A 23,866-nucleotide genomic window follows, 5' to 3' on the forward strand; every position below is an offset into this window, starting at 1 on the left:
GTCTCAATTAGTTGTCCTCATAATAAGAACTAGTTAGACTCGGTGGATTGATTTATTACAGAAGAATAAAAATGAAGAAATTTAAATTTACATTAGTAGCAGCATCTTTGGTTGCTGTACTCGGTTGTCAAGAAGCGCCGTCACAACACACAAAGTCTGAAGCTACAGCTGAGCAAGCCTCAGCTGTAACGGCACCTGTAGCTGAAAAGATCCCACACAAGACGACCATTCACGGTCAAGAACTTGTCGATAATTATCACTGGCTACGTGACGATACTAGAAGTGACGAAAAAGTGTTGTCACACTTAAACAAAGAAAATGCCTATACCGACAGTAAGCTCATAAACACAGAGCAACTACAACAAACCTTATTTGACGAAATTAAAAACAAAGTGGTCAAAGATGACCGCAGCGTGCCAGTACTAAACGGCAGTTATTATTATTTTAGTGCCACTGAGGGTGACAAAGAATACTTCACTTATTACCGCAGTGAACACCAAGATGGTAAAAATGCAGAAGCTATCTTTGATGCGAATATCCGCGCTGAAGGTCAAAACTATTATGGTGTCGGTGGTCTTTCCATTTCGACCAACGAAAACCTGTTAGCTTTTGCTGAAGATACATTAAGTCGTCGTATTTATACTATTAGAATCAAAGATTTAACGACAGGAAAGTTATTGGACGATACGATTGAAGGCGCTTCGGGTCCTATCGTTTGGGCGAATGACAACAAAACTATCTATTACATCAAAAAAGATCCGGTTACTTTGCTTGGTTATCAGGTGTTCCGCCATACTCTGGGCACAGCGCAAAGCACAGATGAATTAATTTACGAAGAAAAAGATAACAGCTATTACACGTATATCTCAAAGAGTAAAGACAAGAGCAAAATATACATTCACCACTCAAGTACCGAGGCATCTGGTGTTTCTTTATTAGACGCTGATAATGCAAAAGCAACCCCTGAGCGCTTTATTCCAAGAGAAAGTGGTCACGAATATAGCATCGCTAAACTTGGCGACTGGTATTACATCCACACCAACAAAGGTGCCGTAAACTTTAGGCTGATGCGCGTTAAAGCCAGTGATGCAAGTGATATTTCAAAATGGCAAACCGTCGTGCCGCACAATGCCGATGCAAAACTAGATAGCTTTGAGCTATTTAATCAGCACCTTGTTTACGAAACGCGGGAAAATGGCCTTAGCCAAATCACCGTATTAAATTTAGATAATAACGAAAGCAAGCGTTTAACCTTTAACGACCCGGCTTATGCTGTTTATTTAACTGGTAACGAAAACTTAGATGCAAATGCGGTAAGAATTGGTTATCAGAGTATGACGACCCCGGCTTCTGTGTATGATGTCAACCTTGCTAGTTTAGATAAAACACTATTAAAGCAAGACAAAGTATTGGGCGACTTTGCACCTGAAAACTACCAGTCTGAACGTATTTTTATCACCGCACGTGACGGCATAAAAGTACCGGTTTCAATTGTTTATCGTAAAGATAAGTTTAAGCAAGATGGTTCTAACCCGTTACTACAATATGGTTATGGTTCATACGGCTCTAATGTTGAGCCAACTTTCTCTATAAGCCGATTAAGCCTTTTAGATCGTGGTTTTGTCTATGCTATTGCGCATATTCGTGGTTCAGAAACGCTTGGCCGTCCTTGGTATGATAACGGCAAAAAGTTAAATAAAAAGAACACCTTTAACGACTTTGTTGATGTCACAAAAGCACTTGTTGAGCAAAAATATGGTGATCCTTCACGTATTTATGCCAGAGGAGGTAGCGCAGGAGGCCTATTAATGGGTGCGGTGATTAACCAAGCGCCAGAGTTATACGATGGTGTACATGCAGCAGTTCCGTTTGTGGACGTGATCAATACCATGCTGGACGAAACCCTACCGCTGACCACAAATGAGTACGACGAATGGGGCAACCCAAATGAGAAGACGTATTTTGACTACATGCTATCTTACTCACCTTATGATCAAGTTAAAGCACAAGCTTATCCAAACCTGCTTGTAACCACGGGTTTACATGATTCTCAGGTGCAGTACTTTGAGCCAGCAAAATGGGTCGCAAAGCTACGAGAATATAAAACAGATGATAATCTACTGCTGCTAAAAACCGACATGGAAGCAGGCCACGGTGGAGCGTCTGGTCGCTTTAAGCGTATTCACGATGTCGCATTAAGCTATAGTTTCTTTATCGCACTCGCTGAAAATAAGCTGTAGTAACAGTCACATTACACAAAGGAGGCTTGAGCCTCCTTTTCGCATCCTTACTTAACTAACTTTTTGTTTGAGTTCGCGATATAAAGCATGACGAGAATAAACGAAAACGGTGGCAGTAAACTCATAAATAAGCCAATAAACATTTCAAGTTTTCCCATTTTCGCTTTTTTGACCAGTAGTATGCTGATCCCTGCAGAGACTATCACTAGAAAAAAATAGATCTGAGCGGCAAAATCAACGTGTATATTCATCTGTTATCCCTTTCGTTAGTAGACATCTGCTCTAAAAAAGTTTCTAAATAACCTGAACTCGGGATAAGAAGTAAGTTAATCCACTAAAATCACAAAGTTCAAAAGCCTAATATCACTCTAGCCAGAAGTTATCTCTTAATACAAGGCAAATTTGTGCGTCAATAGCTGGCCTATTGCAAGCAAATTTAACGCAGTAGTAAGGGATAACAGCTGCTAGAGAACAAGTTGTTATCTCGAGCTCAGGTAAATATACTTTAGCAGTGTCAATACCTAAGTGCTTCAATCAAGCAACAATGAAGCATATCAAATACGTAAATATTAGGCATTTATAGCCTAAGCTCTCCATAACACAAGTTTAGTACCCTCACCTAACAAACTCGCTATTTGTTGGCTATATTTAAAAAATGACTACTACATGCATAAGTGAAAAATGAATTTATTTCGCTTGGTTTTTATTTGCTGCTGCATCTCTCTGCCGCTTTTATCTGTTGCCACTCCACATAAACCTGAATACTCAGCACCTATCAAAGTAACCATTTTGGTCGACGATGCTTACCCGCCTTATAGTTATCAAATTAACGGCGAGCTCTATGGCATCTATGTAGATATAGTGAAGCAAGCCGCGCGTTTGCTGAGTCATGAATATCAAGTTAATTTGGAAGCGGTACCTTGGAAGCGAGGTGTTTCCTCTATGGCATCCGGTGAAGCAATGGCTTTAATGCCACCTTATATTCATATCAAAAAACGCCCCTATATCTGGCCGTATTCAATTCCCCTTCAAGAAGAGGTGGTGGTTGCCTTTTGCAATCAAGGGATCACGTTAAAGCACTTGCCTCATGTAACACCAGACAGAGTTCTTAATATTGGTATTAATGCCGGTTATATCATATTAGATGAAAGCCTTATGGAAGCGCAAAAAAAGGGGCTTATTAAGCTCTGGGAAAACAAAAGCACACGTTCAAACATCGAAAAGCTAGCACGCGGACGTATTGATTGTTACGTCAATGATCGGCTTTCTACCTTACTCGGTATCAATAAAATGTCGCAGATAACACCAAGTTTGAACACCAGTAATATTGTTGAAGATAAAATAGTAATGCGTCGCACTGCCCACATTGGGTACTTAAAAGGGTTTGAAGAGAAGTATCCATTTAAACAAGATTTTATCCTAAAGATGGATACTGCATTGAGGAAGGTAGTTACTACGAACGCTACAGCAGATGAGTAAAAACCACTATAACAACCTTTTCGTTTCACAACTGACAAAAAGCGCGTTTATCATCTATATTTTAAATATAATCCCTCTTGGCTTATGCAAAAAATGATGAGTGTTATTGATGAAAGTTCAACCTCCGAAGAAATATGCCAATGGAGGTCAGAATTTAAAGAAAAAGCGAGGGAGCAAAGATATTTAGAGAGTAAATTGCAACAAGACAAAAAAGTAGCGCGTTTTCTAGCTATTGCTGTTGCTACTGTACTGCTTTTGATATTGCCATTTGACAAATTAATAATTAAACCACAACATTGGCCTCATCCTGCATTTGAATGGCGTATTATAATTGTCGTTGTTTGTATTGTTTCCGCATACAGTGTTATTCATCAGAAGACGAGCAAACAACTTAAAAAACTTGTACTAGCATTTATTGCTTTTTTTCTTTTCAACGTGCAAGCGATAGTGCTTACCTATCAAGATCACTACGTCCTGCATGTGATCTTTGACGTGATTATAATTGTTATCATTTATTCATCAACCTTGTTATCGTTGAAGCTATCCTCTTTGCTTTGTGTTGGCTATGCGATAATTGGTAGTTTGAATATCATTTTTACCAAAACATTAGACACTCATACTGTAGGAATGGTATTGGTGGCTTATCTGTCTGCAAATCTTGTAGGTACAATAATTTCCCAATTAGAACACAGGCTAAGACGAGAGTTATTTCTTCGTAAGGAGCAACTAAAAGACGCTGCACTGAAAATGGAGTCATTTGCATTTCGTGATGCGCTAACAAACATCCCCAATCGACGCTCCTTTGATGATAGTTTCGAAAATCATCAAAAAAGCGCAAGACGACTCGCCGCTGAGCACAGAAACGTCTGCCTTATAATTTCTGATATTGATTTTTTTAAAAAAGTAAATGACACCTACGGACATGATGTTGGTGATATAGTACTAGTCAAATTTTCTCAGTTTCTAGCTGAATCTATTCGCCCTAATGATGCGGTATACCGCTTCGGCGGTGAAGAGTTCATCATGATATTGCAAAACATCAAAGCGCACGAAGCAACAGAAAAAATAAGAAGTATAATCAAACAACTAAATGAGCGAGTTTTTACTATACCTGAAATTAACTACCCCATAACAGCGAGTTTTGGCTTAGCTTTTTTAAAACCAGAAGAAAATTCGCGCGACATAATAGCCAGAGCAGATAAAATGCTTTACCAAGCAAAAGCTAATGGTAGAAATCAGCTTTGTATTGACACTACTGGCACTTTTTAATTTTATTACGAGATTTTAATGTCTACTTTTACTAAGCTTTTCTCAGGACTACAACGCAGTGTATACAGCGAAATTATTTTTAGAGTAGCAAGAAGATTACTTCGCAGTTCTGAAGATCATTCTATAGCTTGGTTGCGGCGCAGGACAAACTTCTTAAGTAAGTTTTTTTACCGTGATACTGCCACTTATTCACAGCCTCAGATTATAGCAGACAGGCAAGCAATTCTTATCACTCCGGTTGAAAACCGCTACCCGACTCAGCAAATCATTTTCTTTCATGGCGGTGGTTTTGTTCTTGATGGAGGTCATTTCTACCAGAAATTTTGTAGCACACTCGCTGAGCAAAGTAAAATGAGCGTGTTACTATTAAATTATCGGCTTGCACCTGAATATACTTACCCTACAGCGCATCAAGATTGCTTATTAATGACACAAGCATACCTTACCAACAAAGCAAATCACCAATTTCATTTTATTGGTGATTCAGCGGGAGCTGCTTTGCTGTTGACAACCTTCCAGCAACTAGCATCTCAAGGGAAGCATAAAAATGTAGCGAGTTTACTCTTACTTTCACCATGGATAGCAGCACATACTTATATAAAACCTAAGCAAAATGAAACTCACAACGATTGTATTAGTCATCAAAACCTAAGGCAATGGTTTAATATTTACTACCAACATAGTTATGATACTCATTTAGCAAATCAAGTGTATGACTTTCCATTCCACGCATTACCCGCTGTTTTTATACAATTTGCGAGTGACGAAATACTAGCCCAACAGATCAGAGATTTTATTGACCAAAGCCGCAAGGAGCATGTGACTCTAGTCACAGATGAAGTGAATCACCTTTTTCATAGTTTTCAAATTTTGGGGCTGTACACACAGGAGGGAAAACAAGCGATGAGAAAAATTGTTAAGTTTATTCATAATGTAAACGCGGTAGTTGTAACAAATTAAGCAACAGAACTTTTGGGAAGAACTCAATCAATACTATGTACATTTAAAATGTAACAGTGAATTTTATGATATATACATCAGTATTGTTCAGTAAGCAGCTCGTTTGAAGAGTCATAAATATCAATGATTTTACGGGTTTTGGAGTTCCCCCCTAATCCTAATACAGGAAAAAGGCTAAGCTTAATTGAAGCATAGTCAGGCTTTCATACATGTAAAAATAAACAGGATGGAATATGATTAAACTAACAAAAAATTCATTCGTAGCGATAGTGCTCGGCTTAATGTTCGTGTCGAATGCCCAAGCTGATGATGTTGAATTCAAGTTGCAAGAGGTAGCAAAGGGCCTTCATGTGCTATTTGGGCAAGGCGGTAATATTGCGATAAGTTCGGGCTCAGATGGCGTTTATATCGTCGATGATCAGTTCGCTAAACTCAGCGAACAAATTAAAGCAAAAATCAAATCAATCCAACCCAATGCACCTGAGTTTGTTATTAATACCCATCATCACGGTGACCACACTGGAGGCAACGAAAATTTCGCACAAGCGGGCAGCCATGTTATCGCGCATCACAATGTATACAAGCGGTTAGAACAAAAACATGGTGACGGTTCTGACTACTTGCCAACCTTGACATTTGGCAGTGATATGAAGCTCCACTTTAACCAAGAGCATGCTCACTTGTGGCATTATCACCACGCCCATACCGATGGCGATGCAGTGATCTTTTTTGACCGGGCAAATGCCGTACATATGGGCGATATCTATTTTAATTTAGGCAGCTTACCTTTTGTCGATGTCGACAGCGGCGGCTCCTTAGACGGAGTCATTGCAGCAGTACAAGATGTGATAGAGAAAATAGGCGACAAGACCACCGTCATACCAGGCCATGGCCCTGTAACAGATAAACAAAATTTACAAGATTATCTGGCACTATTACAAAAAGCGAAAACGATTATGCTAGATGCAATGAAAAATAATACAAGCTTGGAAGAAGTTGTAGCCGCGCGTCCGCTACAAATACTTAATCTTAACTATGCTAATTGGCTACCAGAAGAGCGCGTTACCACTTTATTTTATCGCAGTTTGAAATCCCCCCAGTAAAATAAGCTGCTAACCTATTTTAAAAAAGGGGATGCCAGTAATGCACATCCCCTCCACCGAAAATCCTTAGCTTAAAAACACTACTCCATCGTTGGTGCACTGGCATAAACAAGGTCGACTAAATTACTCATTGTTTTAGACTTTTGCATATATGCTTTCTCCATATAGGCAAGCTCTTGTAGCTCAAATAGTGTGGTCTCCACTAACGCTAACCATTTAGCCGTGGACTCTGGCACATCTGAGCCTTGCTTACTTGCTTTTTTTAACGCCTCATAATAAATATTAAGATCGTTATACTGACGTAAGTAATCCATATAATAATCCTTGTCACCAACCGATATTCTATAAAGCTGAGCTTATCAAAAACTTCGCCTGAAAATTCTGTCGAACAAAAAAATTCACAATAAAAATTTAAATAAACACCACAATTCAATAACTTACAATTTAATAAAATCATTTTAGCAACATAAAAACAAAACAAGCTTGCAAATTTGGTACATGCGGTTACAATCCAAATTTTACAAAATAGAAACAGTAACGGCGTTAAAATTTAACTTTCGCATATCCGCGAGCCCGAGTGAAAAAGGATTAAGTGAGTGGGCAGAACCCGATTTAAGTGTACAGGTGATGATCTTCGAAGACTGCGCATGTCGGCTGATAAAACCACCCAGCAGATGGCTGACTTAGTAGGGATCCGGCGACAAACCTATGAAGAGTATGAAAAAGGTATTCGGAAATTTTCATTCGAGTACTTTTTAGAATGGAGTACATACTGTGGTATGGATGTTAATCCAATTACAGACTACTTTATGGACCTACGCACAAAGATGCAAGACGTAAAGCTCTGGCGAGAAAGCCCTTCTCCTGCAAAAAAGCGCAAAAGCCAAAAAGGTCAGGAAGATTAGTGTGTTAACATCTACCTTTTAATACAACATCTTTAGTTTCACTTGTTTACAAAACAAGCAACAAGTTATTCTCATTTTTGACGTTTCGCGATAGAGTAGTGCTAACCAAAACACCGAAAATAATCCTGAAGGGAAATCAACATGCAGCTATTCAAAAATGTGACAGTAGGCATACTAACCTTTTGCTTTATCACGATAAAACAATTTGTAAGTAAAATAAAACAAGGCACTAGCGTGCGCTTAGTAAATGGCGCTAGTCGTAACAAACATCGCGCTGTAGCAACTCAGTACCATCGCAACGGTAATACTATGGCGGAGTCACAACTGTACCGAATAGTGGGTGGTTCGGGTTTAGACCAGAGCAAAGATCCACGAGGTAAACAGATTAACAATGCAACTCCCTTAATACTTAATGCACAAGAGCTGCATAAGGTTAGTGGTGGCTCTGGTGGGCATCACTATGATGATCCACGCAGAGTCGACAAAAACGGGGAATTAATCCGCGGCAACACAGCTCCAGCATTGACTCAACATACTTTAAATGCCACACAACTGGTAAAAATTGTAGGGGGAAGTACAGGTGCACTGATAAAGGATCCAAGAGCAGAGAGTGAAACCGTCTCTTCAATTACTCAAAATAGTCTTCGGAAAGCTGTGGTTACTAATGGGAGTTAATATGACTACTTCTAACTATTTCTTGCTGTTTTGTTTGGTATCAACCATATTCTTTTCGTTTGTGCACCTCGAACTTCTTGGCTACATACACTCGATCGTTCTAGTTTCGCTTTTACTAGTAACTTTCCTTGCTAAACATCAAGAAAATATGAAGCATCTTATTGCATTAGTTTCGCTAGCTCTTCTTCTTGAGTACCTAACATACAACGTTGCAGTTGAATTAACTGAAAAAGGTACACCTCCTTACATTACTAATACCCTTGTAATTGGAGCGCAACTCATTCTAGATCTTATCGTTTTTTACATTCTTAAATACCGAGTTCGATTTTCGCTTCAATTTGTTAAACGTTTTCAACCAAAGAAATGGCAATACATTTACACCACTCATGCAGATATCCTTTTATATGGTGTCTACTTAGCTTTTATCGTGGTGGATTTACTTGTTTTAGGTGAGCACTTACTGAGAAATATGGATTATATCTTTGGCGTCTCAGAGGCAACGGCTAAGCCCTTCTGGAGCTGGAATTGGGTTTACAAAAGTTACCCCTACGCAAAAAGTATTCTACTTTCTTGTGTTGTAACTATCTTACTCGCCACCATTTTTGTAGAAAATCAACGGCCCGAACAGGAAGACGATGATGAAGATGACAGCGATGAGGTAATACATAAAACAGATCAACAACAAAAGCCGTAATGGCTTTTGTTGTTAGGTATCTAGTTATCATCTATTGCCAGCGTTAAGCCCAAACCCCTCATTCACCGTTACAACGGAGCATGGCGAACTCATTTTTCAGTTACAAACGGCTGAGAATATTACCGGTGGTCTACATAGCAAGTATGAACTTGATCTTGCGTCTTATTTTATCGCATTGAAAAACAAAGATAAGCCAGCCATTGATTACAATATTGCCTATCAAGTCCATGAGCTTCTATCACCTAACGACATTGGCATATTTAACACTGGAGATTGGCTGGCCGTATCGCTAACCAACAACACTCGTAGTTTTGATGAGCTTTTTATCTTTAACAAATCTAGCCAACACATACTGCATATTGGTGGGCAATTTGATAGTTTAGAAGCTAAAACACTATTAGCTCAGTTCCGTTTACCATGACTGAACGATATAAAAAACTATTAAAAATATAATAATTAAAAATAAACAAGGATTTACTATGCGATACCTTACAGCAATAGGGACTATTTTATTAGCTGCTTACTCTATCTATCTGAATACGGTAATCTCAGACTTAGAGCTTGAGCGAGATAATTTGGAGGAGCGTATCGCAGCTCTCTCCAGCAACATTAAGGCTTCCGACAATGTAAAGCCACACCTCGAAGAAGTAGCTATCAGCAAGCCAAAGCCTACTGGTAAGTTTGCAGATGAGAATAGCACTAACCAATATACTGAAATTAAAACACCTAAAGAAAGTGACGAAAGAACAATCACGCCCTCAAAAGATAAAGGGTTTAACGAGCAATCTGTAGACGAAACCTGGGCATTCGAATTTTCCGATCAAATTCATTATTTTTTCATGGAAAACGAAATCCTAAACAAGCTGCGCGTAACTAATATTGATTGCCGTGAAACGGCCTGTAGAGTCAGGGTGAGAGCATACTTCGTTAACGACCATTAACCGAAGATAAGCTCTGCCCTGAATTCATCGTCAAAGCTGGCCCGAACACACTTACCACGTATCGAATCTTTACGGCCTGTGTGCTGTTTTACCAGATTGCGAACGACCCGTCTGAACAGCGCCATATTCTCTGCGGAAATCGGCTCACTGATCTGGCAAGCATCTTCCTTAAACACGACATCCAACACCCAATGCTGCTGGTTCTCGATGTGCCAATGGTGGCGGATAGCTTTTTGTAACATCTGTGCATCAGGCTCAACTGAAGTGACATAAAAGTGCGTGTCTATTTTTGTTATCGACTCGGATTTTTTGTGTCTTTCAACCGCGACTAGCGAAGTGAGTTCAGGCCATTTTTCTCTTATCTCTTCAGGCAGATTGTCGGCCTTCAGAACATAAGTGATGCGTGTTTCCTGACGTCCATGACCATTGCTGACTTGTACATCTTCAGGCAAATTCTTTTCTTCTTCAAAGGCTGTTTCAAAACATGAAGTGACTGCTTTATAGAGTGTTTTCTGATTTGCTTTGACCTGAACCAGATAGTCAGCCCCTCTTGAAATCAATGCTGAAAGTGTCGCTTTCTGACAATGTAGTGCGTCTAGTGTGACGATAGAATCTGAAATATCGAGCACATCTAATAAGGCCCTAACTGCCGGTATCTCATTGGACTTATTTTCTACCGTTCGCTGATACAAAGTTAAACCAGACTCGCAATCAAAAGCAGACACCAAATGTAAGTTATCCTCACGCTTTTTACTGGCACCGCGCAGAGTTTTACCATCAAACGCAATAATTGGCTTACCAGACTGAGAGCGCTGTTCGTTGACCCAACTGAACAAGGCCAAAACCAGAGAGTCAGTTTCTACTGTTTTAAGAATACGTGCAATGCTATGTCGCGTTGGAATACCGTGCTTAAATGCTCTGAACTGCCTGAGCCAAGGCAGTTTACTGTGCCCGAACACCTCGATATCTTTCCAGCCTTCACAACCAGATAAAACCGCCGAGATGATAAGAAACAAAACATCAGCAAGATCATGATGTTGATTGATAGAAGAACGCTTATCTTCAACAAGTTCAAGGTGGCTAAATAACGACATAATTAACAAGTAGATAGTGATAATGTGGGCGTTATTAGATCAGAAAAAGACCGAGTGTTAAAGCCTTTTTACAAAGTGTGATCCCGCCGTGCCTGTAGAGTGGATATATATATCAATAAAGACGAACCAATCGAAACCGCAGCAGCTGTTGGTGAAATATTTGGGAGTGATGAACGCTGGCAAGACCACCCCTTCTATTTTAATTCAACGCCCGAAGATGGGGTGATCCGAGTCGAGATCAACAGATACAAGTAGTTAAAAGTTTGGAAGCGTTATATCTCAGCGCTTCCGAGCAAATATGTATTCACTCAAATACCGCTAAGTGAAGTCTTATACAACAGTAGCTTTTAAACACACAAGACTAGAAAACACATGTTTCAAATTCGTCCATCCCGATCAAAGTTACACCAATAAATCCACTCAAAATCTATTTTTGCTCACTTTTTAAACAAAAAGTTGCAAACTTCATTGGACATCGCCGTCAGAACGCTATACTATATGCAGGCTTTAGATACTTAGAGCACTTACTACTGCTGCACTGTTTTTTCTTGATACTCTTTTTTTTAAAAAGTCGTTTATAGATATACCAATGCGTTACTAGCTAAGTTTTATCTATCGCTTTATCGGTGATTTTCACCACCCAATTAATTTTTTAAAAAAGGTTTCAATTATGTCTAACACAGTAAACGGCACAGTTAAGTGGTTCAACGAAGAGAAAGGTTTTGGTTTCATCACTCAAGAAAACGGCGGTAAAGACGTATTCGTACACTTCCGCGCTATCGTTTCTGACGGTTTCAAAACTTTAACTGAAGGCCAATCAGTGTCTTTCACAGTTGAAGAAGGCCAGAAAGGTCCTCAAGCAAGCAACGTAGTAGTTAACTAATACGTATTGCTCAGAGCTAGTGCCTGCACTAGCTCTACGAATTCCCCACTCCTCACTTAGCCTTTCGGCAACATATCTGACAGTAACAACGCAATCCCCAAAAATGACATAAAACCCGCTATATCAGTAATTGTCGTAAGTACAATTGATGAAGATTGCGCAGGATCGAGTCCAAATTTTTTCAATGCTATTGGTACAATGGCACCTGAGCTTCCCGCAATGACAAGAGACGATATCATCGCCAGCGCAATAACAAGTGCAAGACCGAGTGATTGACTCCACAAATATACGCCAATGCCACAAGTAACCGCTATTGCTATACCATTTAACAGACCAACCATCATTTCTTTTAGCATCACCTGATACCAGTGTCGCGTTGAAATTTCTCGTAGCGTTAAGCCTCGCATCGTTACAGCCAAAGCTTGAGCCCCCGCGTTTCCCGACTGCCCAGCAGCTACTGGCAGTAAAATAGCTAAAGCGGTAACTTGAGCAATTAAGCCCTCAAATGCACCCACAACGGCAGCGGCTGCAAATGCTGTTAATAAGTTAATTTGTAACCATGGAAGCCGTTTCTTTACCGCAAACCAACTACTTGATAGGGCCTTTTCGTCTTTACTCGCACCCACCATGGTCTGCATATCACTCGCTAAATCTTCTTTGGTTGACTGATAGGCATCAAAAAATCGGATCTGCCCAACTAGCTGTTGCTGAGCATCTAGTACTGGAATTGCTCGCACTTTGTGTCCTTCAAACGCTTCCACTACCTGATCTTTATGATCCATCACATTTAGCGTGACTCGGATCGGTGTCGCAACTTGCATTAGGGTTTTACTTGAGGAGCTTCCTACTAACACATTGAGTGTTGTTTCTCCCACAAGGTCCTGCTGTTCGTTTAAAACATAGATGACATCCGGCACTTTACCGTCTAATCGCTTCAGCTGCGCGAGTACTTCACGCAGTGTGGTGTCTCCATAAAACGCTTGAACCTTTTTGTTCATCATTCTCGCAGCGGTATTTTCAGGAAAAATCAACAACTCACTGAGCTCATCCGCTATGGTGGAATACTGCTCTTTTAATTTAGCAAGTAGTGCCTGCTGCGCTTCCTGTGACTGTTTATTTAATAGCCCAACAGCAATATGGCTATCAAGGCTCGCGATAAACGGCGCTTGATAATCCACAGGGAATTGCAGGAAAATTTGTTCAGCGGCTCCCGGCGGCAAATATTTCCATAAACGATAAATGATATGCTGCGCCTGCTGTCGTAATAATTCAGCGGCTTCGTCTGGAGGTAAAGTGCCAAGGAGCTGCGCACTTTTGAGCGGAAACTTACTTAAAAACTCATCGCTGAGCTGCTCTACCGCTGAATCTAATGTATCTTTTGCTACGCTCATCGCTTATTTCCCCTTGACCTTAACTGGCACCAATGTATCTAACATGCTGGCAAACGAACTGGTGTAGGCATCTAATAAATCTAAAGATTCGCTTGGCTTATCTTGTGTTTCATCCATTCTGCCAAGTGCACTTCTCACTCTGTGATGTGGTAACACCCCAATAAAATCGCCACTTCGATTAGCAACCGCAACCTGATCTTGTTGCGCCCAAACGGGCGATTTCAATGCACTATGCAACTCGGTATAACCACTTAGAGAAACGACGTGAATATCCATCAAATCTGCAATTTTCTGCTGCGGCGCTTTTCGAAGCAGATGGTATAGCGACAACTGGCCAACCACATGGCGATGTTGATTTACCACATAAACTAGCGCAAACCCGATATAGTCACGTTTTTTTAAGCGCAGCAGTGACTCCTCGACTGTCATTGTTTCTTCAAGAATTAATACGTCCGTTTCAACCCATGCTCCCACAGTATAATCAGGGTAGCTAATCAACATCTTACAGAGTGTTTGTCGTCTTACTGAGATGAGGTTAAGAAAACGTGCAAGTTCTTCGTCCTGTAAATGCCTAAAGATAGCAGCAATATCAGCCAACTTCATTTTGCCAAGCCACCTAGCAATATCAACATCCGTTTGCGTTATCAGAATTTCTGCCGCACTGCGGGGCTGCATTACTTTAAGCACGTTTAAAGCAACTTCATTTGATAAGGTTTTTAGCAACTCGGCAGCTACATCTGGCGTTTGCAAAGAAAGCAAACGCGCGGCGCCAGCTGGCTCTTCTTGTAAAAAGTGTTGCGCAATTTTGAGGTTTAACGCTGACATAGAGCCTCCCTACTGCTTACTTGAATGGCTGTGTGTCGCGGTAATATGTGCCGAGTCCTTTAAAAATTGCCTTGCCGGTATTAGGGTTCTACCTTTTTGGGTTTCAATCACTAACATCGTTGCCGTGATTTCGGTGAGCGTGCCTGAAACGCCTGCAATTTCAATTTGATCGTTAATTCGACAGTGACGCAGCGCTTGTTTTGCCGCAACAGTATTTGCGATTAGCTCTCGACTCCCAAGACCAAAGGCCAATGCAACTCCCGCACACAATACGCCTGTCAGCACCACCACCATATTGGTTACAAATTGAATATTGATCCCTAATTGCTCAATACCTATTACCGTTGCGGTAAATAGAATCGCGAGCTTGGCTATGTTACCCGCGACTTCGACTCGCGCAAACCCAACGGACTGCGCACCGGCTCTTGCCATGGCACTGGCCAAATTGCCAAGCAGATAACCACCAACAATAATAAATATCCCAGCTAGAAGGTTTGGTAAGTAACTGAGTAGCGAGGAGATCCAATCACTGAAAAAGTTTAAGCCAAGGCTGGATGTGGCTGCCGCGATAAAAAACATCATCGTAACCCAAAACACGGTTCTCCCTATTAATCGAGCGTGTTTTAGATTTAGCTGAAGCGTTTGTTCGGTTTGCACTCGTTGACTCAAGCCCGCCAATGCACGATTGCAAAGCTTAAATAACGAAATAGTCAGCTTGCTCAATAGCCAAGCCACCACCCAACCGACAAGCAGCATAAGTGCCGCGCCCAATAGTTGCGGCGTATGAGTCACAAGTTGATTGATTAATTGCTCGTAACTGGCAGATAAGGCGTGTTGCCAATTATCAAAGGTATCCTCGGTGGCCATGTAAACTCCTGAATTCGCTGAAACAGCTTACTTTTAAATCAATACATTCATTGTTATCACAGTGTTAGCCGTTGTCCAGAGAATTCCCCGAAGTCCTAAATATTTAAACTACTAACAATACGTTTGGGAACATTTTTGTGTGAATAGAAGCAACTAAGGCGCAAAAACAAGTACCGCCATTGCGCCCTAGTTGTTTTTTTACATTAGGTGATATAGCTACCTGAAGCGGATGGTCTCTCGCTCACCCATTTCTTCCGGTTCCACATTTTTGCCCACGGCTAGTTTTAATAAGCTGCTCAAGTCAGGGCTAACATGCCAAATTTCAGCATCATCCAGTTCAAAACGGAGCATGATAAGCTCGGGGTCATCTTTACCCTTTTCAAACCAGCTCTCTGCCTGCCTTGACCAATGGGCATCAAGTACGTCTTGTCGTGTTTCTTCAATTAAGTGTCCGCGAATGCAAGCGAATACATTATGCCCTTTACTGGAAAATTGAGCAGTCGCTTTGCCACACTTGGCAATACGATTTGTTTTACTAGTAAAAAACCAAAACTCGCCGTTGGCGTCTTTATCCAACTGTGCTCGCATTGGCTCATGGTGATTATTATCATCACTCAAACCAATCATCACATTGGGGCTGCTGTCTAGCGCTTCCCAAAAAGTTTTCTTTATATCTGACATTATCTTCTCCTCATTTATACCAATTAGTGTCTGTTTGAAACGGCACAAACCCACTCTTTCGATTAATTGATAGTATCTTGTTGCAGAGCCTCAATAATTGCTTCATTAAAAGCATCAAGATCATTTGGATTGCGACTTGTGATCAAGTTGTCGTCTACCGCAACTTTAAGGTCAATCCAGTCTGCGCCGGCATTCTTAAGGTCAGTTTTGATACTGGGGAAAGAGGTAAGCGTTTTGCCCTCTACCAGCTGCGCTTCGATTAGCAGCCAAGGGCCGTGGCATATCGCCGCGATTGGACGCTTATTCCCAAACTGTGAAAAGGCCTGAATAAATTTAACCGCCGATTTTTCCTGCCTTAGTTTGTCGGGGTTAAACAACCCGCCTGGTAAAACGAGCCCCGCATATTTACTGGGTATGGCTTCATCCAAGGTTAAATCAACGGCGACTTTCTCACCCCAATTGTCTTCATCCCACGCAGTAATATCACCCTTTTTTAATGAAATGATATCAACATTAAATCCCGCGCTTTCAAGCGCCTGCTTGGGTTTAATCAGTTCACTTTGTTCGAATCCGTCAGTGGCTAAGATCGCGACTGAAATATTGTCTGACTCCGTCATCATTCTCTCCTTCAATACGTTGCTGGTGTAGAGGTAGATGCGGATACTTATGCAGAATCAATACCATCATATAACCTTATGAAATATATAAATATTAAAGACTAATATATTGATTGGGTGTAATCTTTACAGAACTGAGGAATGTAAATCTGGACTAGGTTAACCCTAGTCCATCTTTGTTATAATGAAGAAATAGAGGCTGAGTTTGTGCCAAACTCAAACACATTCAACTTTCCGCATTGAGCAAAATGATTATTGCTCGTATATGGCGTGCCTTGTTGGTTAATATCCCCTTCCCAACCTTGACCATTTTTCACGAATGCTTTTACTTCAAACCAACCGTTGAATGCTTTGCTACAATCCATTTCTACTTCCAGCAACCAGTAATGTGCTCCCCATTGGTTGAGTGACATGACGCCAAAACCATCGCTGTCGTAACGCTTTTCCGCGCCCCAGTTAGCAGGCCACATATTGGTTGTCCAATCCAGCGGACTCCCTTCGGCGTCACTAGACTGCCCAGCTTCAGCCGCTAGCCAATCCAATCTGGTATCAGCCACTTTCCAAGAAGCAGTTGTCATGTTTCGCATGTTCAAATGTTTGATAGGTAAAGAGCAAAGAGTAGGTTCGGCGCTACAATCAATCCCTCGCTGCAATGCTGCAGCATGATCAAGACCACCTCGGACGAACATATCCTGACCAGATTGAGTCTCTGCTTTAATAAAGACCAATGTGCGTTGCCAATCACCGGTCTCTGGTGGTGTTGCCAGTTTACTTTGATGATGAATGGCTACGGCATCCATAGCAGCTAAATTAATTTGAGCGTAACCATTGGTATCGACTTCGATGCTTCGGCCAGCGCAACTTTCTTGGCCGATACCTCCACTCAGCACATCACAATAGGTTCCGACAGGGAGCCCCGTCTTCAGGCTTTGGACCATACTAGAAGATTCGCGGTTAATGGCGACAAAGCCTAACTCACCTCGAGAAAATGCAATTTGGTTATTACCATTGTCCCACCAATTTGCCACTGTCCAATTGCCATTAGTATGATTTCTAAACTGCATTGCACCTGCAATCATTGAGCGACGATGCTCACACTGCCATAGTTGACTAGTGCAATTAAGGTTACCATTTTGATGAACAGAAACCGAAGGACCACCAGCATCAGTGTCGCCATTAAATTCATAACTAGACATCACTTTAGGATAACCATAAGGGTATGCCAGCATAAATACATTCGCAAGATCATACAGTTTACCATCATGAAAGGTAACGATAGACCCTGCACCACCATGGCCGCGCTGGTTGTCATGATTGTCTGTAAATACCACGGCTTTATAACTTGGCATCATACCCCAAGCTTCGCCAAAGCTTTTTAACCAAGCCAACTTGCCTTGCTTAAATGTCTCGCTCAGTTTAATGCTGTATTTAAACTCGGTGACTAAACCATTTTGATGATATTCAGAAGCAGAAACCGCCTCGCCTCCTTGATCAATCACCTCTTGGAAAACGACCGCTGGTTGATTTAGCTTGGCTAACACATCGCCAATATCACTTGCGGGCATGTGCTTGCTTGCGTCCAACCTAAACCCTGCCACGCCCAGAGACTGTAAATCGTTCAAAAAGCCCGCTAGGGTATTTTGTACGTAGCTCGCATCGGTGTCTAAATCATGTAGTCCTACGAGTTCGCAGTGCTGTACTCTCCATGCATTATTACCGTAGTCTTCAGGGTTTATTGCGCAGGTCTCATGGAAATCTTGTGGACTATAGATAGGATATTGTTTGTCGCCAAAAGTGTTACCCGCAACTCCGGTGCCGCTGCCATGAGCCATGTGGTTTATAACCGCATCAACATAGATATCTACTCCGGCAGATTTACATCTCGCGACCATATCGGCAAATTCGGCTCGACTACCACTACGACTCACAATCTCATAACTGACTGGCTGATAACGAGTCCACCATTGATCCCCTGTAATATGCTCATTGGGTGGTGATACTTGCACAGCCGCGTAGCCATTTGGCCCCAAAAACGTTTCACACTCCACCGCAACATCAGCCCAAGACCATTCGAATAAATGAACGAATGTGGTTGGATCGCCTTCAGCGGCATATGCAGGTGTAACGCAACTGGATGCTAACAACACTCCCGCTGCAATTTGGTTTAGTTTTATATTTTTCATTATTGCGCCTCTTATTCACACAAGATTAACAATATAGAATTCCTAGCTAAACAATCTATTGAATACGTATGCATAAGTTCATTGATGATTGACTGCTGAACGATGATTTGAGGCTTTAAAAAGCAAATTAATGAGGTGACACGCTTGCTTACACTTTAAGCAGCGTAAGCGCTTGAACTGATTTTGGAGAAAATGTTAGTTTCGATTGGGCCTTTGAAGTGAACAGCTTCAAGTACAGATATAAATAAGAATAAAAGTATGGATAAACTATGCTAAATCGAATCAAATCAGGGCTTATAATTGTAGGGCTCTTCTGTGCTCACGTCAGTGCACAATCTCAATCACTTGAGTTAGAAGCCGTTTCAGTCTCAAAGAATGTCTATAGCGTAATCTCTCCTTTTTATGGCAGACCAACAGTTGAGAATAAAGGGTGGAATTCAAACAGTCATTTTATTATTACGACTCAAGGTGTGTTAGTGTTCGACTCTGGTTCATCCGAGCACATTGGTAACGCTATTATCGCGGCAGTTAAACGTGTAACTGAACAGCCAATTCGCTGGGTAGTCAACTCTCATAGCCATGCCGATCATTGGCTTGGCAATGCTGCTTTTGCAAAGCTCGGTGCAGAGCTTATCTCCACCTCTTTGTCCGCTGAGACGATGAAAAGCGATGGACCGGTTGATGTTAAGGCGTTTTTTAATATGACTAAAGGCGCAACTGGTGAGAGCACACTCGCCATACCTACCTCAACCATTTCACATCAACAAGCTCGTACTTTTGGTGATACTGAAGTTGAATTTGTACTCGCCAACGATGGCCATTCGCCAGGTGATGTTATGCTTTGGCTGCCCAAACAACGCATTCTAATTGGAGGTGACGTAGTAAACTCCAACTTTATGCCCATCATGACACCTAGAGGTAACATTACCCAGCTCATTTCTATACTCAAAGAAGTGGAACAATTAAGCCCTCTCCTCGTACTAAACGGACACGGGGAAAATACCTCGGTGAAATCAGTTTCTAGAGATATTCAATTTTTAACCTTTGCCTGGAATGCAGTACATGAGGCACTAGCAAAAGGTACAACGCCAGCGAGGATACAAGCATCATTACAAGCTACATTGCGTAAAAAGTTCGGCAAAGCGTATCAAGATTTTGATACCAGTATTTCGTACCTATTGGAAATGATGATAGACAAGCAGCGCCTACCGACCCCTTAGCTAACAACAAGTCCTGAGGCCGAGTATTATTGTGGTTGCTATTATTTGGCCTAGTGCTTGTGGTGGTTCGCTGCTGGCAAGCGCTAGCGAGTTAGCAACCTTAATCGGTTAAAAGACACTCTATTAAAGGGGGGGGGTGAAGTGAGATTTCATTATCTATTCTTTTTTGCGATAAAGTGCAGTAAAGGCTGGTTGCTCACTCATCTAATTGATACTTTTTAAGTATTGCCTGATAAATACCATTCATCTTAAGTTGTATCAAACCCTTATTGAATAACTCAATTATTTCTACTGCATTCGGATGAGTTTTACTAACGCCAATATGAAGCGGCCATTGTGCTATGGTCGGTTGATGTACTTTGAAGCTGTGAAATTCAGCGTGCTGAGATTGTAAATACACAAAAGCAAGCTCATCGCTAACGACAGCATCTACTCGCGCTTTATTGAGAAGCGACAAACAGGAAGTCAGGTTTGTGAGCTTTTCTAGGCGAATTTGTGGGATCTGCGCGAGCGCAATTTCAGAACGAAAGCCCCGAATAGCACATACACTTAGTCCTTTAAGATCGTCCAACTCTTTAAAATGAATGGTAGGCTCTGTACGTGAAATAAGTACCAGCCTATTACTGTAATAAGCTTTGCTAAAAATAAAGCGTTCATCGCGACTTTCAGAACGCCATAAAGCGGGGATCATATCGACCTGCCCTTTCTCCACCATTCGCATGGCACGACTGAATGGCATAATGAGCATTTCAAAATCTTGATTCTCGGCCTTAAATGCCGCGCGAACTAAATCAACGGTAAAACCTGAATATTCGTTAATGACGTAGGGAGGCCAAACATTATGCGCTCCCACTATGGCATCATTTGCAGATGATGTGCATGACAGGGCAATAAACAGAAGGCATGACTGTTTTAAACTCTTTATCGCCATGTTTACGCACTCCCGCCTTCACTTTCAAACTAAGTTGACTGGCAACTTTGCTACAAATATTTGCTCCGATCCTAATTGAGTATAGCGCAACCGTTGCATCTCGAAATATACACATAATTTCTCACTGGCAACGTTTGAATATGGCATAAAATTCAACGACTTTTGTCCTTCAACACACAATTTAGTGTAAACCAATGTAAACAAACAGTGAAGTTTAATTGAATTGTCATCAATAGCGCTTAAAATACTGCGTCCGAATAAAAATTCGGATAATTCTAATACACGGGAAAATAAAAAATGATTAAAAAATCTATCCTAACTTCAGCTATTGCATTAGCTTGCCTAAATGCACAAGCAGAGGTGATTATCTCTGAGTATGTTGAAGGTAGCAGTTATAACAAAGCCATTGAGCTCTACAATGGTAGTGACGAAGCTGTTAGTCTAAGTGGTTACTCCGTCAATTTCTTCTTTAATGGCGCAACAGAAGCTCGCACTAACATAGAACTAAGTGGTGAACTTGCAGCTAAATCAACTTATGTTATTGCTCATGCTGACTCCGCAGCAGAGATCATCGCAAAGGCACAGTTAACAAACACAAGTAGCTGGTTTAATGGTGATGACGCCGTTACGCTTACGCTCAATGGTGCAGTTGTTGATAGCCTAGGTCAGGTTGGTGTCGACCCAGGTAGTGAATGGATTGATGGCGATATTAGAACAAAAGATAAAACGCTTGTCAGAGATCCTGCAATAACAACCGGCCGCACCGATGCAACTTCTGCATTTGTTGGCGCTGGACAATGGCTTGCACTTGCTAAAGACGATTTTAGTAACCTAGGTATCCACATTAGTGGCGGTGACATACCTGAGCCAGAGCCTGTTATCTGTGGCGAAAATAACACCTTGATCAGTGCCATTCAGGGCGCAGGCGATGCAAGTCCATTAGCTGGAGAAACGGTTGAAGTTCAAGCTGTTGTCACTGCAAGCCTACAATCAGATGCAGGGCTTGGCGGCTTCTTCATTCAAGAAGAAAGCACTGACTATGATGCTGATAGTAATACTTCCGAAGGTATTTTTGTCGTATATACCGCAACACCAGTAAGCACAGGAGATGTGGTTAAACTACGTGGTAAAGTTGAAGAGAAGTACGGCCAAACTCAACTTATTAACGTCGACGCAATCGAGCTATGCGGTTCTGCAACGGCTTCAGCTACTATCGTTACTTTACCTGCAGAGAATGGTCTTGAAGCCTACGAAGGCATGTTGGTTTCGATTTCAAATGAGTTGGTCGTTAACGATACATACGGACTTGCACGTTACGGCGAAGTACGCTTAGGTACTGAACGTTTGTACCAAAGCACTCAAGTAGCAACTCCTGGTGATGCAGCAAACCAGCTAGAAGCTGAGAACAAGCGCAAAGAAATTTTACTTGATGATGGTTCATCAGTACAAAACCCTGACGTTATTCCTTACCCATCACCCACGCTAGATGCCTATAACACCTTACGACTGGGCGATTCTGTGACAGGCCTTGAGGGTGTAATGGGATATGGTTATAGCCAATACCGTATTCACCCAACGACAACACCAAACTTCGTTCATACTAATCTACGTACAGAAGCGCCTCAAGTAGAAGTGCGTGGAGATTTACGTATTGCTAGCTTCAACGTATTAAACTACTTCAATGGTGACGGTCAAGGTGCAGGTTTCCCAACTTCACGAGGAGCTGACAATCTAGAAGAGTTTGAACGCCAAAAAGCAAAAACGGTTGCTGCAATTTCAGCGCTTGATGCAGATATTATTGGTCTACTTGAAGTAGAAAACGACGGCTTTGGTGAGTTTAGTGCGATTGCCGACCTCGTTAACGCTTTAAATGCAGCAGATTCTGCTAATACCTATGCCTTTGTAAACCTAAATGTTGACCAAGTGGGCGGGGATGCAATTACATCAGGTATTATCTATCGTAGTAACAAAGTAGCTGAAGTAGGCACGCCAGCATTTACCGAAACAGTACCATTTGATTACGGTAACCGTCCTCCTGTAGTACAAACTTTCAAAGAGGCAAACGGTGAAGAAATCTTCACGGTAGTAATGGCTCATTTACGCTCTAAAGGCAGTTGTTCAAAAGCTGAGGGCTTAGATCAAGACCAAAATGATGGTCAAGGTTGTTGGAACCAAACTCGAGTCACTGCAGTTAATACCCTAGCGACTTGGCTTGGCACAAATCCGACAGGAGTTGCAGAAGATGATGTGATTATTCTGGGTGACATGAATGCTTACGCTCAGGAAGATCCAATCAACACCTATGTCGAGAATGGTTACGCCAACATCAAGCAAACGCTTCATGGCAATAGCTTAGATTATTCATACGTGTATCAAGGACGTATCGGTAGCCTAGATCACGCCTTTGCTTCAAACACGATGATGGAGAAAGTAAAGTCAGTAACGGATTGGCATATCAATGCTGACGAACCCGTTGCGCTAGATTACAACACTGAGTACAAGTCAGATACTCACAAAGCAAGTCTTTACGCAACACACGCTTATCGCGCATCGGATCATGACCCAGTGGTTATCGACCTTAACCTTGCTAAAGAGCCAACGATTATCGAAGGCGAGTTTACAGGCCTTGCAGGTTGGTTTTGGTGGCAACATCGCTCAATCGAGCTACCAGCGGGCTTTGATAAACTAGAAGTATCAATCACAGGTCAAGGCGAAGCTGACCTGTATGTGCGCCATAAGAAAATGCCAAACTTCTTCAAGTACGACTGTCGTCCATACCTTTGGGGTAGTGAAGAAAGCTGTGTATTTGACGAGCCTGCAGAAGGTAAATGGAATTTCCGCCTGCGCGGCCTATTCCCTTACTACAATGTAACTATCAAATATAAAGCGACAAAAGCGAATTAATTGC

At 41.6% G+C, this 23,866-nt stretch carries 24 protein-coding genes; 14 read left to right on the plus strand and 10 right to left on the minus strand.

Going from position 1 to position 23,866, the window contains the following annotated elements:
- Nucleotides 1–71 precede the first annotated feature (71 nt).
- A complete protein-coding gene (locus JJQ94_RS02720; RefSeq protein WP_099031694.1) occupies nucleotides 72–2,240 on the plus strand; it encodes a S9 family peptidase in 2,169 nt (722 codons plus the stop codon).
- 47 nt (nucleotides 2,241–2,287) lie between these two features.
- On the opposite strand, the gene JJQ94_RS02725 is transcribed toward JJQ94_RS02720, so the two are convergent.
- Nucleotides 2,288–2,491 (minus strand): hypothetical protein, encoded by a 204-nt coding sequence (locus JJQ94_RS02725; protein ID WP_099031695.1) that lies wholly within the window; start codon nucleotides 2,489–2,491, stop codon nucleotides 2,288–2,290.
- A 430-nt stretch (nucleotides 2,492–2,921) separates the two neighbouring features.
- On the opposite strand from JJQ94_RS02725, the gene JJQ94_RS02730 reads away from it, so the two are divergent.
- The 4 genes from JJQ94_RS02730 (at nucleotide 2,922) to JJQ94_RS02745 (ending at nucleotide 7,051) form a co-directional block, all read left to right on the plus strand.
- Nucleotides 2,922–3,719 (plus strand): substrate-binding periplasmic protein, encoded by a 798-nt coding sequence (locus tag JJQ94_RS02730; protein ID WP_099031696.1) that lies wholly within the window; start codon nucleotides 2,922–2,924, stop codon nucleotides 3,717–3,719.
- Nucleotides 3,720–3,812: 93 nt separating this feature from the next.
- Nucleotides 3,813–4,988 carry a GGDEF domain-containing protein gene (locus JJQ94_RS02735; RefSeq protein ID WP_201435407.1) on the plus strand — a complete coding sequence of 392 codons (1,176 nt, stop codon included), beginning with the start codon at nucleotides 3,813–3,815 and terminating at the stop codon, nucleotides 4,986–4,988.
- A gap of 18 nt (nucleotides 4,989–5,006) precedes the next feature.
- Nucleotides 5,007–5,948, plus strand: coding sequence for an alpha/beta hydrolase (locus JJQ94_RS02740; RefSeq protein ID WP_099031698.1), 942 nt, complete (start codon nucleotides 5,007–5,009; stop codon nucleotides 5,946–5,948).
- A gap of 233 nt (nucleotides 5,949–6,181) precedes the next feature.
- Nucleotides 6,182–7,051: an MBL fold metallo-hydrolase gene (locus JJQ94_RS02745; protein WP_099031699.1), complete on the plus strand. Its 870-nt coding sequence runs from the start codon at nucleotides 6,182–6,184 to the stop codon at nucleotides 7,049–7,051.
- 80 nt (nucleotides 7,052–7,131) lie between these two features.
- Here the strand turns inward: JJQ94_RS02745 and JJQ94_RS02750 are convergent, their stop codons facing one another.
- Complete coding sequence (locus tag JJQ94_RS02750; RefSeq protein WP_010604282.1) at nucleotides 7,132–7,365, minus strand: hypothetical protein; 234 nt, start codon at nucleotides 7,363–7,365, stop codon at nucleotides 7,132–7,134.
- Between the two features lie 333 nt (nucleotides 7,366–7,698).
- Here JJQ94_RS02750 and JJQ94_RS02755 point away from each other — a divergent pair, with 333 nt between their 5' ends.
- From JJQ94_RS02755 to JJQ94_RS02775, 5 genes are all read left to right on the plus strand, one after another.
- Entirely contained in the window at nucleotides 7,699–7,956 is a 258-nt protein-coding gene (locus JJQ94_RS02755) for a helix-turn-helix domain-containing protein (RefSeq protein ID WP_236596420.1), read from the plus strand.
- Between the two features lie 141 nt (nucleotides 7,957–8,097).
- Complete coding sequence (locus tag JJQ94_RS02760) at nucleotides 8,098–8,631, plus strand: hypothetical protein (protein ID WP_099031701.1); 534 nt, start codon at nucleotides 8,098–8,100, stop codon at nucleotides 8,629–8,631.
- 1 nt (nucleotide 8,632) lies between these two features.
- Nucleotides 8,633–9,325 carry a hypothetical protein gene (locus JJQ94_RS02765; RefSeq protein ID WP_099031702.1) on the plus strand — a complete coding sequence of 231 codons (693 nt, stop codon included), beginning with the start codon at nucleotides 8,633–8,635 and terminating at the stop codon, nucleotides 9,323–9,325.
- Nucleotides 9,326–9,359: 34 nt separating this feature from the next.
- On the plus strand, nucleotides 9,360–9,746 hold the full coding sequence (locus tag JJQ94_RS02770; RefSeq protein ID WP_099031703.1) for a hypothetical protein: 387 nt from the start codon (nucleotides 9,360–9,362) through the stop codon (nucleotides 9,744–9,746).
- 58 nt (nucleotides 9,747–9,804) lie between these two features.
- Nucleotides 9,805–10,266, plus strand: a complete 462-nt coding sequence (locus JJQ94_RS02775; RefSeq protein WP_236596421.1) for a hypothetical protein — start codon at nucleotides 9,805–9,807, stop codon at nucleotides 10,264–10,266.
- On the opposite strand, the gene JJQ94_RS02780 is transcribed toward JJQ94_RS02775, so the two are convergent.
- Nucleotides 10,263–11,360, minus strand: coding sequence for an ISAs1 family transposase (locus JJQ94_RS02780; RefSeq protein WP_201435408.1), 1,098 nt, complete (start codon nucleotides 11,358–11,360; stop codon nucleotides 10,263–10,265). The two genes, JJQ94_RS02775 and JJQ94_RS02780, sit on opposite strands and share 4 nt — an antisense overlap.
- Before the next feature lie 99 nt (nucleotides 11,361–11,459).
- Here JJQ94_RS02780 and JJQ94_RS02785 point away from each other — a divergent pair, with 99 nt between their 5' ends.
- Nucleotides 11,460–11,615: a hypothetical protein gene (locus JJQ94_RS02785; RefSeq protein WP_172439968.1), complete on the plus strand. Its 156-nt coding sequence runs from the start codon at nucleotides 11,460–11,462 to the stop codon at nucleotides 11,613–11,615.
- Nucleotides 11,616–12,030: 415 nt separating this feature from the next.
- Nucleotides 12,031–12,243 (plus strand): transcription antiterminator/RNA stability regulator CspE, encoded by a 213-nt coding sequence (cspE, locus tag JJQ94_RS02790; protein WP_010369631.1) that lies wholly within the window; start codon nucleotides 12,031–12,033, stop codon nucleotides 12,241–12,243.
- A gap of 56 nt (nucleotides 12,244–12,299) precedes the next feature.
- Here the strand turns inward: cspE and JJQ94_RS02795 are convergent, their stop codons facing one another.
- The 6 genes from JJQ94_RS02795 to JJQ94_RS02820 form a co-directional block, all read right to left on the minus strand.
- Nucleotides 12,300–13,634 (minus strand): magnesium transporter, encoded by a 1,335-nt coding sequence (locus JJQ94_RS02795; protein WP_099031284.1) that lies wholly within the window; start codon nucleotides 13,632–13,634, stop codon nucleotides 12,300–12,302.
- Between the two features lie 3 nt (nucleotides 13,635–13,637).
- Entirely contained in the window at nucleotides 13,638–14,459 is an 822-nt protein-coding gene (locus JJQ94_RS02800; RefSeq protein ID WP_099031283.1) for a magnesium transporter MgtE N-terminal domain-containing protein, read from the minus strand.
- Nucleotides 14,460–14,468: 9 nt separating this feature from the next.
- Nucleotides 14,469–15,326: a mechanosensitive ion channel family protein gene (locus tag JJQ94_RS02805; protein ID WP_099031282.1), complete on the minus strand. Its 858-nt coding sequence runs from the start codon at nucleotides 15,324–15,326 to the stop codon at nucleotides 14,469–14,471.
- 216 nt (nucleotides 15,327–15,542) lie between these two features.
- A complete protein-coding gene (locus tag JJQ94_RS02810; protein ID WP_099031281.1) occupies nucleotides 15,543–16,007 on the minus strand; it encodes a pyridoxamine 5'-phosphate oxidase family protein in 465 nt (154 codons plus the stop codon).
- A 62-nt stretch (nucleotides 16,008–16,069) separates the two neighbouring features.
- A complete protein-coding gene (locus JJQ94_RS02815) occupies nucleotides 16,070–16,624 on the minus strand; it encodes a type 1 glutamine amidotransferase domain-containing protein (protein ID WP_099031280.1) in 555 nt (184 codons plus the stop codon).
- Nucleotides 16,625–16,803: 179 nt separating this feature from the next.
- Nucleotides 16,804–18,807, minus strand: coding sequence for an alpha-amylase (locus JJQ94_RS02820; protein WP_099031279.1), 2,004 nt, complete (start codon nucleotides 18,805–18,807; stop codon nucleotides 16,804–16,806).
- 269 nt (nucleotides 18,808–19,076) lie between these two features.
- Here JJQ94_RS02820 and JJQ94_RS02825 point away from each other — a divergent pair, with 269 nt between their 5' ends.
- Nucleotides 19,077–20,027 carry an MBL fold metallo-hydrolase gene (locus JJQ94_RS02825; RefSeq protein ID WP_099031278.1) on the plus strand — a complete coding sequence of 317 codons (951 nt, stop codon included), beginning with the start codon at nucleotides 19,077–19,079 and terminating at the stop codon, nucleotides 20,025–20,027.
- 196 nt (nucleotides 20,028–20,223) lie between these two features.
- On the opposite strand, the gene JJQ94_RS02830 is transcribed toward JJQ94_RS02825, so the two are convergent.
- Nucleotides 20,224–20,958, minus strand: a complete 735-nt coding sequence (locus JJQ94_RS02830; RefSeq protein WP_236596422.1) for a substrate-binding periplasmic protein — start codon at nucleotides 20,956–20,958, stop codon at nucleotides 20,224–20,226.
- A gap of 297 nt (nucleotides 20,959–21,255) precedes the next feature.
- Between JJQ94_RS02830 and JJQ94_RS02835 the strand changes: the two genes are divergently transcribed.
- Nucleotides 21,256–23,862 carry an ExeM/NucH family extracellular endonuclease gene (locus JJQ94_RS02835; protein WP_099031277.1) on the plus strand — a complete coding sequence of 869 codons (2,607 nt, stop codon included), beginning with the start codon at nucleotides 21,256–21,258 and terminating at the stop codon, nucleotides 23,860–23,862.
- The last annotated feature ends 4 nt before the right edge of the window (nucleotides 23,863–23,866 follow it).

This window comes from Pseudoalteromonas sp. GCY (assembly GCF_016695175.1).
In the GTDB taxonomy this organism is placed as follows: Bacteria; Pseudomonadota; Gammaproteobacteria; order Enterobacterales; family Alteromonadaceae; genus Pseudoalteromonas.